This is a genomic window from Mucilaginibacter sp. 21P, assembly GCF_019331605.1.
GTDB classification, from domain to species: domain Bacteria; phylum Bacteroidota; class Bacteroidia; order Sphingobacteriales; family Sphingobacteriaceae; genus Mucilaginibacter; species Mucilaginibacter achroorhodeus.
The window spans coordinates 3,764,047-3,779,841 of sequence record NZ_CP063061.1 but is presented as its reverse complement, the minus strand read 5'-3'; the positions used below and the strand labels follow the sequence as shown (position 1 = coordinate 3,779,841).

General features: G+C 41.8%; 11 protein-coding genes. 4 read left to right on the top strand and 7 right to left on the bottom strand.

The features are described 5' to 3' along the window. Positions 1 to 56: 56 nt before the first annotated feature. Both INP83_RS16825 and tal read left to right on the top strand, forming a co-directional pair. Complete coding sequence (locus tag INP83_RS16825; protein ID WP_186458701.1) at positions 57 to 218, top strand: hypothetical protein; 162 nt, start codon at positions 57 to 59, stop codon at positions 216 to 218. Positions 219 to 248: 30 nt separating this feature from the next. Then, the gene (gene tal, locus INP83_RS16820) at positions 249 to 1,355 is read left to right on the top strand and encodes a transaldolase (RefSeq protein WP_219125184.1); all 1,107 of its coding nucleotides are present in this window, start codon (positions 249 to 251) and stop codon (positions 1,353 to 1,355) included. A gap of 564 nt (positions 1,356 to 1,919) precedes the next feature. On the opposite strand, the gene INP83_RS16815 is transcribed toward tal, so the two are convergent. The 3 genes from INP83_RS16815 to INP83_RS16805 form a co-directional block, all read right to left on the bottom strand. Next, complete coding sequence (locus INP83_RS16815) at positions 1,920 to 3,629, bottom strand: glycoside hydrolase family 15 protein (RefSeq protein ID WP_219125183.1); 1,710 nt, start codon at positions 3,627 to 3,629, stop codon at positions 1,920 to 1,922. A gap of 65 nt (positions 3,630 to 3,694) precedes the next feature. Next, entirely contained in the window at positions 3,695 to 4,579 is an 885-nt protein-coding gene (locus INP83_RS16810; protein ID WP_219125182.1) for an SDR family oxidoreductase, read from the bottom strand. Between the two features lie 1,177 nt (positions 4,580 to 5,756). Then, positions 5,757 to 6,722, bottom strand: a complete 966-nt coding sequence (locus INP83_RS16805) for a hypothetical protein (protein ID WP_255563178.1) — start codon at positions 6,720 to 6,722, stop codon at positions 5,757 to 5,759. 631 nt (positions 6,723 to 7,353) lie between these two features. Between INP83_RS16805 and INP83_RS16800 the strand changes: the two genes are divergently transcribed. Both INP83_RS16800 and INP83_RS16795 read left to right on the top strand, forming a co-directional pair. Then, positions 7,354 to 7,965, top strand: coding sequence for a GDSL-type esterase/lipase family protein (locus INP83_RS16800; protein WP_219125180.1), 612 nt, complete (start codon positions 7,354 to 7,356; stop codon positions 7,963 to 7,965). Positions 7,966 to 8,410: 445 nt separating this feature from the next. Then, positions 8,411 to 8,752 carry a hypothetical protein gene (locus tag INP83_RS16795; RefSeq protein WP_219125179.1) on the top strand — a complete coding sequence of 114 codons (342 nt, stop codon included), beginning with the start codon at positions 8,411 to 8,413 and terminating at the stop codon, positions 8,750 to 8,752. Positions 8,753 to 9,033: 281 nt separating this feature from the next. Here INP83_RS16795 and INP83_RS16790 read toward each other — a convergent pair whose 3' ends face one another. From INP83_RS16790 to INP83_RS16775, 4 genes are all read right to left on the bottom strand, one after another. Beyond that, complete coding sequence (locus INP83_RS16790) at positions 9,034 to 11,106, bottom strand: glycoside hydrolase 43 family protein (protein ID WP_219125178.1); 2,073 nt, start codon at positions 11,104 to 11,106, stop codon at positions 9,034 to 9,036. Positions 11,107 to 11,128: 22 nt separating this feature from the next. Continuing rightward, on the bottom strand, positions 11,129 to 12,733 hold the full coding sequence (locus tag INP83_RS16785) for a glycoside hydrolase 43 family protein (RefSeq protein WP_219125177.1): 1,605 nt from the start codon (positions 12,731 to 12,733) through the stop codon (positions 11,129 to 11,131). Between the two features lie 1,065 nt (positions 12,734 to 13,798). Then, positions 13,799 to 14,401: a response regulator transcription factor gene (locus INP83_RS16780; RefSeq protein WP_219125176.1), complete on the bottom strand. Its 603-nt coding sequence runs from the start codon at positions 14,399 to 14,401 to the stop codon at positions 13,799 to 13,801. A 134-nt stretch (positions 14,402 to 14,535) separates the two neighbouring features. Further along, complete coding sequence (locus tag INP83_RS16775) at positions 14,536 to 15,276, bottom strand: sensor histidine kinase (protein ID WP_146269706.1); 741 nt, start codon at positions 15,274 to 15,276, stop codon at positions 14,536 to 14,538. Positions 15,277 to 15,795 lie beyond the last annotated feature (519 nt).

The window sequence follows — 15,795 nt, the reverse complement described above, 5'->3', positions numbered from 1 at the left end:
CAGACCCCTCTCCGCATTCGGAATACCATTAACAGGTGGTTGATCAACGTTTAATTATGAATGAACACTTTTTTTTAAAAGGTCAGGGTGTGATCACGCCAGATGGCAAGGGTGAAGTTGTCGATGCGACAGGCGACTCGATCACGATAAAAATGGATGACGGGACAAGCCTTCTTTTCCCATCGACGGAGCTGACGGATGATAGCAATGCCGGCTGAAACGCTTAATTAAGGATAAAGAATATAACGATGACAACAACTTTGAATCGGGTCAAAATGATCCATACTGATTTCAAACAAAGTATCTGGCTGGACTTTATAGACCGGGCGATCATGCGTACAGGCAAGCTCAAAAACCTCATTGATGAAGATGGCATCCGGGGGGGCACGTCCAATCCTGCAATCTTTGAGCAGGCGATCAGTGCGAATTCTGATTACGATGAAGATATTGAAGAATTCGCAAAATTTGACGCTGATCCAGAGAATATTTTCTATCAACTAGCCATCAAAGACATACAAGCGGCGGCTGACCTTTTTATGCCGGTGTACAACGAGGAAGTTGATGGAGCAGACGGATACGTCAGTCTTGAGGTATCGCCATTGCTTGCATTGGATGAAAAAAATACGATTGCCCAGGCCAGGGAATTATGGCAGGCTGTTGACCGCAAGAACGTGATGATCAAAATTCCTGGTACGCTGCCTTGTCTCCCTGCTATCAAAAAAGCAATTAGTGAGGGGATTAATATAAATGTCACTCTCATTTTTGGCCTGGAACGGTATGAAGAAATCGCCTATGCATATATCGAGGGATTGGAACTTGGACTTGCTGCCGGACAGAAGATCAACAGGATTGCTTCTGTGGCCAGCTTTTTTCTAAGCCGCATCGATCTTTTTGTCGACCCTTTGCTTGAAGAAAAAGGCTTGGTTGAATTCAAAGGCAAAGCTGCTATAGCTTCGGCTAAAACAGCATATGGCCTTTATCGAACAATCTTCAGCGGCGAACGCTGGGAGAAACTAGCGGCAGCCGGAGCAAAACCGCAGCGGCTGCTTTGGGCAAGTACTGGCAACAAAAATCCAGAGACTAAAGACACAGTTTATGTCGAAGAACTAATTGGCCCAGATACCGTCAATACGGTCCCGTTGTCGACAATAGACGCCTTTAAGGATCATGGTCTGCCTGCAAACAGGCTTGAACAGCAACCTGAACATGCCCTGGCTATTTTGGAGTCAATAGCGCAGGCTGGAATTGATATGGAAGAAGTGTCTTTGCAATTGGAAACGGAGGGAATAATAAAATTTGAAACCCCATACAAACAGCTTCTTTTATCCATCACTGAAAAAGTGAACAAAAAGTGATTTGATATTGATGACAATTACACTTTGACGAATTGGACTTATCATATTACATAATCTATCACATAAGACAATATCGATAGCTACCTAAAGTGATTTATTTCTACCTCAAGAAATGGAAGATTTAGCGTTGTACAAGCGTAAGTAAGTAAAAGGCCTTTTCATGACGAAAACTAGCAGTCACATTACACAAATCATGACATAGCTTTTGTTATTTAAGCTATTTTTCATAAGATATATTCAGGAAAAAAATAATATAATAAAAGTTACTACGTAATGTACAGCCGTAAATTTGAATTTGCGAACCATTTATAGCTTCTATTAGATATGAGATGTAGTAAGCTTACTGCAGAAAAAATCAGGTCTATAGCATCCCATTGAGAAAAAATTACCATTCCTTTGCTGTCGGCAGTGTAAATTGGTTGAAAATATAAAATTATTGGTTAGTAGCTAATAATTAATTGAGGTGCAGTATGTCGGTAATAAAATAACTTTCAGTTAACAAAGCTGTTCGCATAGAACTCACCGGTTTACGCCGCTAATAAGAATAATAGACCGTCACGATCATTACCCCACGGTGTTTTCAAGCGCATTAACCGCACAGATGAAAGATGAATGGACAAAGGTCTGCGGGAAGTTACCGAGCATGATTTTGTTTTCGGTGTCATACTCCTCACTGAAATAACCGAGGTCATTTGCGCAGTTTTGTACCGCGGTAAGTATGGCGTTCGCTTTATCAAGGTTGCCTGCCAGTACATAGTGATGGGCCATCCAGCAGCTTGCTGCAAGAAATACACCCTCTTTATTCGAGTCAAACTCCTGTAAATGGCGGCGGTACAAATTGCCGTCGCTGTAATGTTTTTCAATAGCATTAATCGTTGCTTTTAAATATTTGTCGTCTGCTTTAGCAAAGCCAAAAGGAGCAAGTAAGGCACAAGCAATATCTACGTCCTCCGAACCTGCATGAACCGCAAGTGCGCCATAGCTCGTGAGGCAATTTTCGTTAATGAATTTTCTGATCAGACCTGCGTTGTATCGCCAACGTTCTGCAGTTTCCTGGTTATTCTGATAGGGAGCCATCACCTCAAGTGCCCGTGCTGCAAGCGCTTTGCTTGATGTATAATGCTGCGCTTGTTCTTCTTCCCAAATCCCGTTGTCCTTGCGTTCCCAGTTTCTGCAAATGTAATCCGCAATAGATTCGACAATTTCCCATTCAGGCCTTTCATCCGTCTTTGCATAGATGGCTCCGCAAGCGAGCAGGATGCTCGCCTCCGCATCAAGCTGGAACTGATCTGCTGCCGTGTTGCCGGTCATTAAAGGTCGACTGTCCTGATAACCCGCCAAAGAAAGATATTTGAAGTTTTTTCGGAACGATTGGTCGATACCATAAAAACAGGAAACATGTGATTGGTGATTTTTTCGCATCGCACCGGACACGAATGACATAAAGGACCTTTCAACCTTGCCGTCTGTTTGCAATCCAACCAAGGATGATGTGATCAGTGCAGCGTCTCTCATCCAAACAAAACGGTAATCATAATTTCTTTTACCACCAATTACTTCAGGGAGGCCGGTGGTAGGGGCAGCGATGATACCACCTGTAGGTTCGTAAACCATTTGCTGCAGTGCCCGGAGCGAATTTTGTACCTCGCGCTCAAAAGGACCTTCGTAATTTATGTGTGCTTCAATATTTATCCACGCTTCACGCGTTAGCTGCAACGCTTCATCAATGTCTGGCTCGTTCAGTTGCTCGCAGTCCGTAAGCGCAGCCCATGAGCTTTCCCCCGCTGTAACGTGATAATGAATGACATCATTTTCTAAAGTGATAGGGTGCGAGCTATGCAGCCAAAGATTTTTTGACGGAAAATGTATCACTTCAGCATGGGTTTGTATTGCGTCCATGGCCTGTAAACCATAGTCAGATCTCAGGGAAAGTTCTCCGGAAAACGCCACGGGTGATCTGGAAATCTTTCTGCAGATGCCTTTAAATGATGAATTCATCGGCATAAAGTCGATAAATTTAACTTGTTGGCTATTCACCTGAAGACAGGTGTATAAAATACTGCTTCTTTTCTCAAATGCCCTGTTGAGGAAGATACTATTGGAAAAGTTGATCTGCCAGTAACCCCCCTTGTCTTGATCGATAAGGCTTGAAAAAACAGCTTCGTGGTCAAACGCACCCGGGCAATACCAGCTGATCGTCCCTTCACGGTCAAGTAATGCACACGCGTTTCGATCACTGATCACTGCCAGTGAAGAGATAGGGGGTTGTTTCATACAACGTTATCGGCTAAAAGTACCGGGCCGGAATCCGGCCCGGTTAAATGCTGTCTATTTCTTATTTACGGATGGCCGTTACCGCCTGCTGCTCCGTAAACCTGGCCTGTGGCAAAGCTTGCTTCAGCGTCAGCCAGCTGAACAAAAATAGAAGCTAATTCGGCGGGTTGGCCGGGACGACCCAAAGGCGTAACTGCTCCAAACTTTTCTATAGCATCCTGAGGTTGGCCTCCGCTAACTTGTAATGGTGTCCACACCGGACCAGGAGCTACCCCATTCACGCGGATACCCTTGGGGCCTAATTGCTTAGCCAGCGACTTAACATAGGCCACATTGGCAGCTTTTGTTTGTGCATAGTCGAAAAGGTTTTCTGATGGATCATATGCCTGTACAGAGGTGGTAGCGATAATTGCCGATCCCTCCGGTAAGTGTGGCAAAGCTGCCTTGGTGATCCAGAACGGTGCATAAATATTGGTTTTTATGGTGGCATCAAACCCTTCTTCAGTAATGTCCAGAATAGAATCTTTTGCCTGTTGCCTGCCTGCGTTGTTAACCAGTATGTCCAGCCCGCCTAATTCAGCGACCGCTGTTGATACCAATATTTTACAGAATTTAGGATCGGTTATGTTTCCAGGGATTGCGACACCGATGCGCCCTGCCGCTTTGATCAGAGCAATCACCTCGTCGGCATCGCTTTGTTCTTCAGGCAAGTAGTTGATGGCTACGTCGGCACCTTCGCGGGCGTAAGCTATTGCTGCGGCACGGCCAATGCCTGAGTCGCCGCCGGTGATCAGCGCTTTGCGACCCTCAAGTCTGCCGGATCCTTTATAACTTTTTTCGCCATGATCCGGCAACGGTTTCATTTTAGAAGCGAGGCCAGGTACTTCCTGAGGTTGTCTATCAAACGGAGGGGCAGGATACTTGCCGGCCGGGTTTTCCAGTTTTTTCATTTTTGCTGCGATGAATTTCTAAATAGGTAAATTTTATTACCATAACGAAACGCTTTTAAATGTGGATTTGTTAGGAGAAATTTTGAGATTGTTTGTCAAATGCCAAGATTGGCCATTTTTCGAGGGTTTTGAAAAAATGCTATCCGTTACCGTATCGAGCTTGTAGTGGATGTTACTCAATTTATAAAGTGTCAGATAGGGTGGATGACAGCTTTGAGTTTAATGTAAGTTATAGAATGGCATTAAATTAAAAATAGAGACACTTTCAATGGCAATACGCTTGGTGCACATTATTGGATATATATTTTGATACGCTTACCAAGAAGGCGCTGGAGTGGTAATGATATAGCAGGATGCACATTACAGTCAGTGAGCTGTACTCACTGACTATGATTTTAAAGCAAAAAGTGATGAATTTACCAACTGCTTAGCGATATACAGGTATCAGCAATTAGTCAACTTTCCAGGAATATTTAAGACAACGCATGCATCTGTACCTTTTTAGTGGCAACCAAAACAGCAAAAATCGCATTATAAAATTTCTTTTTACTCTGACGACATCTGCCTTGGCTGCGCCGCAACGGCATGCCTGAACGCTATAGGGGTTAGTTTTCATTTGATTAATAATGCCACCAATATAGGGTATTGATTATTGTCTTTTCTACAATTAATGTCACTAAAATATTAACCTGTTATATAATTTTATTGTATATGCAAAATGACTAATGTCGTGACAATGGTGTTCATTTGTTTTAGGTTTACCCGATTCCGAGTCAAGTAAATACTATCAACGGGCTTTCCTAATAACTGATTAAGAGAATTCAGGATAAGAAGCGCCTTACCAGCGAACTCATGTCAACTCATACGCAGTGGTGAATGACGCCTAATAATCTTATTTCGAAATCTTGTGAATTATATGGATAACAGCTTGGGATCACATTGCGGAGATGATTTTTGCGTAACTTATTCTAACAAGGCATTGATTTTCACAGAATATATTCCGCGGCCAAATGCTGATTTGATGAAACGACCTAAATCTTTAATCGCCTACAATTATCAATCTGCGAAATGAGATGACAGCTCTGCTTCTAACAATATAGTAAGAGATTCAGCTGTGATATCAACGACCCATTAAAACGCTTAATTAATAATAAGTATGATTTTAATTAATTAAATGTTACAACTCGAGAGATAGGTTGTCCCTGACATCTGTCAACAGATCTCTGATCACTTTTACTCCACTATTCCAGCGTTTCATAAGATTGACAAATTTAATTTCCCCGCGTTCTTTGATGCTTTGGTCAGCCAGGTAATAATCCGGCATCAAAATTTTCATCGCATCGTGTACTTCCTTCAAGCTTCCGCTCGCCAACAGGTAAGGATCGGAAAGCGACAGATCAGCCAAGGCTTCTGTCATGCTCGTGACATAATAGGGGCAATCCCAATCGTGTCTGTACGGCATATCACTTTTGACATTCACTTTCTGTAAAGGGTGTGAAAGGTCTTCTATAACTTCACCAATTGCATCCCCAAAAACATTGGAGTACTCGGTTATGAAATGGTTCCACCATCGGGGATGATGGGGCAGATCCTTAAGCAAGGTGTCACAAACATATACGCGTACCGGGAAATGAGGGTTTACCGAATCCATGATGAGCAACGAAGCACCGAAATGACCCTCTTTAGGCGAATGGCGGCTACAGATCACAAAATACTGGCAGGTATCGACACCCGTGTGATTTATCTCTACCATCCACTGTTTCACTTCATGCAGGCGTTCTTTCAGGTAACCCTTTTCAAAAACGACGTGCACATTACCGGCAGACTTGACAACGCATCTTTTACTGTTCTCTTCGAATACGTTGTTATTAGCCGGACGGCTTGCAAAGTGGTTGCCGCTATTATATCGTAAGCGGTCTGATTCAGGCGGATAGGTGGAAATATCTGCAATGTCCCCGGCCTCGGTCTGCTTTGCAGGTTGTACAGAACGGAACGGCACGTGCATGTTTTCACTGTCTATCCGGTGAGCAAGGTTGTAGATCCGCTGTTCGGCCGTCGCAAATAGTGGATCCCCACTCACCGGATCAAAATGGACATGGTCTATACCTCTAACCAAATGACGTGCTATACATCCCTCTTGCAACAATTGCTTTAGTGGATGAGCTGAATGTAAGAAAAAATCTCGTAAGGCATTATTTGACAAGTACTCCTCCAGCGACTGATCGAACCGGAGCGGCATTTCAGTTTGATAACGAATAACCCATTTCCGAAGGAAGCTTTGCACTTCGAGATTGAAATTACAATTGGCAGCTTCTGCCGTTTCGCGCGTACACGTTACTTGCTGCATGCAATTTTGATAATTGAGTGTGTTGATAGCCTTTATTATTTGAATATTAAACAATTTCTCAACTGATCGATGGTTAAGGTGATATCCAAACCGATCAATACAATGAACACGCTGATAATTCGGCCTGGCAAAACATAATTACGGTTACGACCTGATCAATCATATATAAATATTATAAGAGGAAAATGGTGACTTGGACAGAGGATTTCTGACACATCTAAAATAAATTAAAACTTTAATATTTTTACAATTTGTAAAAATTAATTGCTTGAAAGGACTCCTTATACAAAAGCTAAAATATAGGCATTGCTGTTTGACAACTGCTGGTCGTTCACAATGGGTGTTCATAAATCCTTTGCATGAGAATCGGTCTCAAATGCAGATTTTAGAAATCATTTAATTAGGTTTGGAATTTAACCGGATTCATATGCTTTGGTACGAAGATGAAATTCAACTTTTAGAAATGCAGCGCGCATCATTGAATTACCAGCCTGAAACTGTGTTTTATGGAAGTTCTTCTATAAGGCAGTGGACAGAACTGGCTGAAGATTTCAAGGATATGAACCCGGTTAATCTTGGTTTCGGTGGTAGCACGCTGGCTGCCTGTGCTTGGTTTTTTGAACGTATTCTCACTGATTACACGCCGAATAGAATTGTTGTCTACGCAGGTGATAATGATCTCGCTGATGGACGTCACCCGCAAGAGATCGCCATATCTTTTGAATATTTAACAAAAAGGGTAGCGGAAAAATATGGTTCCATACCTTGTTATTTTATTTCCCTGAAGCCAAGTCTCGCAAGATGGGGACTGATTGAACAGTTTAAATATGCCAACGAATTGATATCTGCAGCTATAGAGAGCAAGCATGTCAACTGGCATTGGGTAGATATATTCACACCTATGCTGGCCGACGGTGATCGACCGGATCCGGAATATTTTGTTGCCGACGGTCTTCATCTTAGCCGTAAAGGCTATCAACTCTGGACCAGCGTCTTAAAAAATGACATTGGTCTTGCGGAAGGCAATATTCACCGGTAATTACACCGACATTGTAACATACATAGCGATCATTTACAGCACAATGTGTTGGATACAAGCTGAAACACTGTAAACAACTGAACGACCATACCTAATCCGGAGGATTGTCAGAAACTAGCCTACCATGGAGATGATACGAATTCTACAATATGTTTTCATCTATATATCTTAAAAAACATAACCGTTATAATTTTAAATGTTGATCGGCCTTGTAACAGATGATCAAAAAAGGTCGCAGTACCGCGCCCCTTTTACGTCAAGTCTATCGTTGTATAATATGCGTTTAGATTTCCGCTAAAGCACTCTTGGTATTTCGCAAAGCCTGATAAGAATTCAAAGTATTCTTTAAGAAAAATATTGATCATTAAATTTCTCAACTGGTTAAACTATTTAAGGCTATCCTATATCTAAAAAATTTAGTAAGCATTAACCATTACCATCAATTATGAAGTTATCACATTCCATTATTGTATCAATCCTGACCCTGTGCCTTTCGGCTTGTTCCATGTATTCCCCAACTTACTTCGGATCTAAGTATCCCGCAACAAAGAATGTTCAATCTTTTTATTCTGCCTCCGACGTCAAACAGTCGTATGAAGTCATTGGTCATATGAACATTGCCACCGGTCGTTCAGCGTCTAGTCAAAATAAAACCAGGGAATCAGCAATCGAAAAGACAAAGGAAGTAGGAGGGGACGGTGTCATCTTTGCGGAGATCAACCGACAGGTAAATCAACACACTACGGATGATTATACCATCAAAGTGGATGTAATCAAATTCAAATAGCGCGCTTACCTTACGTTAGTTCGCTGTTAATGCAGTTAGCCATATTCGTTTCTCTGAAGCTTACCAGCTATAATATTTGTCAGAGGGATATACTCAAAAGTTATTATAGTTCGAACGTCGGATTTTTCTAAAAGCGTGTTAGCAAGCTTGCTGACCCGATTAAAACTATCCAAGAAAATTAAAGCATATTTTAGCCGAAATGGGAAAACACGGACTAACGAATCGATATGGATCGGTGATTTTTGCCGATGAGAAAATGATCAAGAACATATTTAAATAGTTCAGTTTACTTGTTGCCACATAAAAACGGTACCGTCTTTACGGCCTGGCAGTGTGCCTGGCCAATCCGCGGAATATACTTCGCCCGTGTTAGGGTCAAGGCCAACAAAGCGGTTTGTTTTTAACGATAGCAGCATACATTGGCCTCGCAGCATATCCTGCCAAACAAATAAACTGGCCTCAGATTCTTGCGGTAGCAAGCGCACATCAGCAGCTAAGCCAAGTCCGGTTACGGTAACAAAGCAGTTTCCTTTAACGGCCTGTAAAGCAACTTTTCCGTTCCCACGGTCAAGCACTTTAAACGAGCAGGCTTCAATTTTTTTTCCGGGTTTGTAGGTTTGCCCCGGGCAAAGCATCCCATGCGGATTGGCCCAAACCATGCGGTTATTAGCACGGTTGGTAAGCATAATGGTTTTACCGATAGGCAGGTTATTGGTTCTGCCAGCCATGGGCTCGGTAACGGTAAAGCGGCTAAAGGCTGCGTAACCACCATCTTGCCCCTTGGTGTTGTATGGAAAAAGTGCGAACCTGGTTCCCTGGAAGGTCTTTAGCTGATAGGGCAGGCGGATGCTATCACCAATGTTCTCGAAATCGTTGCCATCTGCACTGTAACTTAACTGTGCTATATCATCGTCAAAATTCCCGGATGCACGGAAATACACAAGAGGGGAGTTTAAAGGCTTATCAATTGTTTGTTGCTTATACTGATCAAACATGCGCAACATGTATCGATTTCCGTCGCGTAACACGCCTACCCATGCGAATGGGATGTTCATTAAACCAAGGCCGGCAACGTCGCCGTCTTTGAGGTTTTTGGCATTTAGTTGAACTGTTGCGTATGATTCCGGGCCAATACCTCTTTGCGTAAGCGTGTTGCGGGCCCAAAGAAAATCTTTAGCCGGCATGGTATTTAATTGTAGCGAACCTGCCTTTAGCTGCCATTTACTGTCGACAGGGTTATGGTTCCATTGCCATGCCGAAGCCAATTTACCCGATTTGAAATCATCGCTTCGCTGGTAGGGTGGGTGAGGCTTCTCAGGTATGCTTACTTTAGGCTTAAACCATGTACGTGGCGATCGGCCCAGGTTTCCCTCAATGCCAAAGAAAGGCCAGCCATTTTTCCAGGTAACCGGCGATAGAAACGTTGTTCTGCCTACCGACCGAAAATCCATCATGGAGAATCCCCACCAATCGCCGTTTGGCAAGTCTACTATACCGCCCTGGTGCATGGGCACCGAACCGAATACCCTGTCGTTCTGTTTAACAATGGTTAGCTTATCTGTGTCGGAAGGCAAGGGGGTATCAAGCCAAACATCTTTTGCAAACCAGCCTAAAGCGGTGCCCATGGTTTCTTTAGCGCTTATTACCGTGGTTTCATAAGGGCCGTAGATATTTGTAGCGCGTGCGCACTGTAAGCGGCCTGCATCTGCATTGGTTATATAATATTTGCCGTTTATTTTGTAAAAATGGTTACCCTCGCCCAAGGCGTTACCTTCAGGGATGATCACCCTTTCGCTGTAAGCTACAAAACCGCTTAGGTCGGGTTTCATCTCTATCATTTTTATCTCGCCAACGCCAAAAACGATGTAAAGCTTATTGTTCTCAAACAAAACGGAAAGGTCGTAAATATTGCGGCCAAGGTTATGCTGTTTCCATGGGCCGGCAGCATTTGTTGCTGTAAAAACCTGCAGCCCATGTTTGTTTATGTTAGAAAAAACGTAAAAAGTACCCTTATGGTACCGGATACAAGGTGCCCATATGCCTTGCCCGTAAGCTTCTCTACCATCAGTCAGATCAAACTCTTTCCCCAGGTTAAAACGTGTAAGCGCGTAGCTAACCACTTGCCAGTTCACCAAGTCCTTTGAGTGTAGCACGGGCAAACCCGGAACGCTATGCATGGTGGTACCCGTCATGTAAAAGTCGTTACCTACACGGATGATGTCCGGATCAGAAAATTCATCGTAAAAAAGCGGATTGGTGTAGGTTCCGTTCCCGTTATCGGCAGTCCATGATTGCGCATTAAGAGTAGGGCTAGCTAATATGCAGCCTATTATAAGTGTAAACAATCGTTTCATCAACAGGGCAATGGGCTTTTACTTAATTGGTATATTTATAGTGGAAAAAGTCAACATCTATGTAACCGCCATCAGCTTTGGTGTTGTAGCAGTAAATAGCTAAGCGGTCGCCGCGGTATGAGGCCCATCTTAGCTGGTAGCTTTCACCAAAGGTTTTAAAATCTTTGCCGTCGGTGCTGTAGCTATATGTGCTTAAGCCATCTAAGCCCCAGACAGAACGTAGCAACAGATATTCGCCGTTAATTACAGGGCCTTCTGTGGTTTTATCTTTGGTGCTAAAGGTCAGTTTCTTTTCTGTACCGGTGCATATCACACCTAAGGTTGAATAATATGGCGCGCCAAAATGAGATAAGCCTGCTTTTTGCCCATCAGCCATTCCGCTGATATCTATTTTTACGGTTACTTCATTGCTGGTTGTGCGGTATGTACGCTGGGTTAGCGTGTTGCCTGCATAAAGCAGATCATCTTTTAGCGGCGTAAAAGCATGTAACCTTAACCAGCCTTTTCGCTCTGTTAACGACCACTTATCTTGCTTCGGCTGATAATTCCACTCCCATTGCGGTTTAATTGAAGCGCCTGCAAACTCATCACTGCTTTGCGGAGTTACCCTTGGTTGGCCCGCTACTGGTTTTTTGGCTTCCCAAACCATTTCACCAATAGCTGCCTGGTTGGGTTGGCCTATCACCGGCCAGCCATCAAGCCAGGTTACCGGTAGTAAACTCAAGATACGGCCAGACCAATCTCCGGATCCATGGTGCGTTAAAAAATACCAGTGCCCTGATCGGGTTTCTACCAAACCACCCTGGTTAGGTTCATTATATTGCGGTTGGCCTTCACTAAGTTGCCTTGGGCCTTCGTAAGGTCCCCATATGTTTTTAGCACGCTCCATCATTAGCACGCGTACATTATTCCTAACCTCGCTGAACAAATGATAATAGTAGCCTTTTATCTTGTAAAGTTTATTAGCCTCGCTGCCATCTGATTGGTAAATAACTTTATCAGAACCCTTTATAAGCGATTTGCCATCAGCACTCATTTTAAACAAGTGTATCTTGTATCCATCTGCAAAATGCGTCCCGATGAGGTATGCCTGGCCGTCTTCGTCCCAGAAAGGGCAGCAATCATCCCAACCTTTTTCTGCCAATACGCGTGTCAAAGGCGCCCAGGGTCCTTCGGCTTTTTCGGCGGATGTCATGAAATAACCCTCATCAGGGTCGCCAAAATATACCCAAAAACGATTGTTATGATATCGTATAGCTCCGGCCCAGATACCTTTGCCGTATCGGTCCATTTGTTTATAGGTCATGGCCGGAGATATGGATGCGATATCGTTAACCGCATGGCCCAGGATCTTCCAGTTTACCAGGTCCTTTGAATTTAGAATAACAAAACCCGGAGAATATTGAAAGGTAGATGAAACAGCGTAATATTCAGTACCTACGCGTATGCAGTCCACGTCGCTGTAATCGCCAGGTAAAACAGGGTTGCGGTAGGTGCCGTTCCCCTGGTCGCCCCATTCGGTCCAGTTACCCCAAACCTGGCTGGTAGTTGTGGGTTGGCCGAAACAATTGTTTAGAAAAAAGCACGCATACAACGCGCAAATAGCCATAACTCTACAGTACATCATTCCTCAATTTAGGTGCTTTATAAATAGCAGTTACCGTTACAGATACGGATGAACTAAAATTAGTAGATGTAAAAATTGAGGTATTAGCAATTTAGGACTTTTTTTTATACAAAACCGACCATCAACAAGTGAAAAAAGTCAAAATGCATGGAAGATAATTTAAAATTTTATTTCTATCGAAATGATTTATGGCTTCAAACTAATTTACAATAGCTAATTCCACGCCATTTCGCGATAATAATGAATTAGCTTTTTGACCCAGCGCCTACTGTTTTCGAAATCATAACTTTCAAATTCCCCTAAACATAATGGAAGTAAATGAGGTTTAATACATCATTGGTCAGTTATATATAATAGACAACGATACACAATTTTACACCTCTATTGTGCCAATTCAACTGGAAATTACACTGGCAATCTTTGATTTACAATTCATTTTAAGTGGTTTCCTATATTCCATATAAATGATTCCGAACAATATCAAATAATTAAACCATAGGCCATTTATATGTGGACCTAAAGTTCAATAAAGGACAGCGGTTATTCTCAGAAGCAGTTGATTGTCTTGCGATAACAACTGAACGTCTGCAACTAACATTCGTCTCTTCCGACCCTTACATTTGTATCAACAAAACACATTATTATGGAAAAGATGATTAAAAGTTAGAAAGCGTTAGTACGTCGCTTTAATAAGTACAATTTATAAACATCGGAATAGCTGTTGTAACGTAGATGAATTTAATGATAACCTTGGCTTAAACTCGATTGAAACTTTATTAACAAGAATGTCAATGCCTGCTTGATTCAATATACACAGGCTTCGAGAAATGCACATTTAAGTTTATTGAATCTGCACATACTTTCTATATTAGGCAATGAACGGTGCATAGATAGGTGTATTAAAACAGTGTGACATTCGTTGTTACAGATTTTTTGGTGTTTATAAATAATTGATTTATAGTTTATTGCGTGAGGCGGTTCGAATCCCTCTCACACCGCTGAGAAACATGCTACAAATAAAAAGCCGCTAAATCGTATGATTTGGCGGCTTTTTTGTTTTCTATATTAAATCAGTTCGTTCTCGTGCACCAGTTTATGTTTCAGTGCAAATATGATAAGCCCACCTAAATTTTTAACTTTTACTTTTTCAAAAATCTTAATTCTACAACCCTCAACTGTTCGTTTGCTTAAATATACGGTATCGGCTATTTCCTGCGCGGTTTGCTGGCGACAGATCATTTGTATAATGGTTCTTTCTCGTTCGCTTAGTTCAATAGTATGGTCTGAAGTTGTTGATTTAAATTTGCTGCGTACGATCATGCCTGCAAGGGCGCTTGACGTTTTGGCACAGTAATAATTTTTACCTTCGTAAACACTTGTTACTGCTTCAGCTATTTCGTTTTTGTGTGCGTTTTTTAGCAGATAGCCTTTTGCGCCTGCTTCAAGCATTTCTACGATCAGGTTCTCTTCATTAAACATTGATAGTGCTATCACCTTAAGATCAGGCCATGTTTGTAACATCTGTTTGGTGCTTGCTATACCATCTAAAACCGGCATTTTAATATCTGTTAAAACAACATCTGGTTTTGCCTTATCTACTATGTCTAATAATTGCGCTCCATTGCTTGCACGGCCAACTACTTTGAAACCATGCTGGCGGGATAACATTAGAGATAGCCCATCCAAAAAATTTCATGATCATCTGCTATTACAATATCAATGTTGTGATGCATGATTTTTTCTATTTACTTAAAGCGTATCTTCAAATTAAGCTAAAATTAAAAAATTTAAAAGATAAAAACCTAAGAAAGAGGTACTTTTATTACATAATTGCAGCCCTGATCTATGGCTGATGTGATTGTTAGACTGGCATTCAAGATCTCGCATCTGCTCCTGATACTGCTTAAGCCTAATCCTCTTGCCATCTTTCCCATTTCGTTAGGGTTAAAGCCAATGCCGTTGTCAATTGACATTACGGTAACTTGATTGCCCACAACAGCTATAATTAACCGTAAACTTGTGGCTTGCGCATGTTTCATGGTATTATTAACTACTTCCTGGATGATACGAAACAAGTGGATCTCGATATTTTCGGGTAATTTGATGTCTTTTTTAGCATCAAAATCAATCTCTATAACCTTCGAACTATTTATCCTGAAAAGATATTCTTCAATTGCTTTGACCAAACCGTTCCTGCTTAGGCTTTCGGGCGAGAGATTATAAGAGATCTGCCTTAACCCGGTAATTGTTTCATCGATATGCGAGTTTGCTATATTGAGCAATGCCCTGTTGTCGGCACTGATGTTCTCAATACTTTGCATGTATAACTTAACCGATGAAAGCAATGGGCCAAGGCTATCGTGCAAGTCGTTTGCAATGCGTTTACGTTCCAGTTCCTGCATGGTTATCTCCGCGCGTATCATATCTTTTTGCAAGCGTATGTAACGCCTGTGATATCTGATAACCGATATCACAAAGAACATAATGATAAGCGCAATGATAACCGAAGTACTAACAACGGTATAAAATAATTTATCCTCCATTAATAACTGCGAAAGTTATATTTCTTGTTACGGCAAGCAATGTAATTATACCTGGCAATAAGCCCTATTGTGCAGGCATACATTATGTTAGTAATAGCATTTACATATGCAAATAAAACAATTATCTTATTGGCAACCATGGATTTATCTGATCCTATGAAAAAAGATGCCTCATAAATTATTTGATAAATAAAGAAAATGATAAATGATAGGGATAGCACAAAAACAGGATTTTTTAATAAGCTGTTCCGCTGATCTACCATGGAACGGTTTATCAAATTTATGCTTAGTAAAACAATCAGGAAAGCGTAGAATACTCTAAAATATGGACTGAAATTATTGAGATTTTTAAAAGCTATATTTTCGGTGAGCCAAAATGCGGTACACAAAGCCATCAGCCCAAAGAAAATAACAGGCGAGCGCCTGTTATTTAAAATATAAAGTTGGTAGATTATTAAACAGCATTCACACAAACTGTAGGTGTTAATTACAACAGCATTGCTCGTTCTTAGATATTCG

Coding starts and splice junctions, on each gene's coding strand:
- INP83_RS16825 (WP_186458701.1), top strand. CDS start 57: ATGAATGAACACTTTTTTTTAAAAGGTCAGGGTGTGATCACGCCAGAT.
- INP83_RS16785 (WP_219125177.1), bottom strand. CDS start 12,733: ATGATGTACTGTAGAGTTATGGCTATTTGCGCGTTGTATGCGTGCTTT.
- INP83_RS16790 (WP_219125178.1), bottom strand. CDS start 11,106: ATGAAACGATTGTTTACACTTATAATAGGCTGCATATTAGCTAGCCCT.
- INP83_RS16780 (WP_219125176.1), bottom strand. CDS start 14,401: ATGTTATCCCGCCAGCATGGTTTCAAAGTAGTTGGCCGTGCAAGCAAT.
- tal (WP_219125184.1), top strand. CDS start 249: ATGACAACAACTTTGAATCGGGTCAAAATGATCCATACTGATTTCAAA.
- INP83_RS16800 (WP_219125180.1), top strand. CDS start 7,354: ATGCTTTGGTACGAAGATGAAATTCAACTTTTAGAAATGCAGCGCGCA.
- INP83_RS16815 (WP_219125183.1), bottom strand. CDS start 3,629: ATGAAACAACCCCCTATCTCTTCACTGGCAGTGATCAGTGATCGAAAC.
- INP83_RS16810 (WP_219125182.1), bottom strand. CDS start 4,579: ATGAAAAAACTGGAAAACCCGGCCGGCAAGTATCCTGCCCCTCCGTTT.
- INP83_RS16775 (WP_146269706.1), bottom strand. CDS start 15,276: ATGGAGGATAAATTATTTTATACCGTTGTTAGTACTTCGGTTATCATT.
- INP83_RS16795 (WP_219125179.1), top strand. CDS start 8,411: ATGAAGTTATCACATTCCATTATTGTATCAATCCTGACCCTGTGCCTT.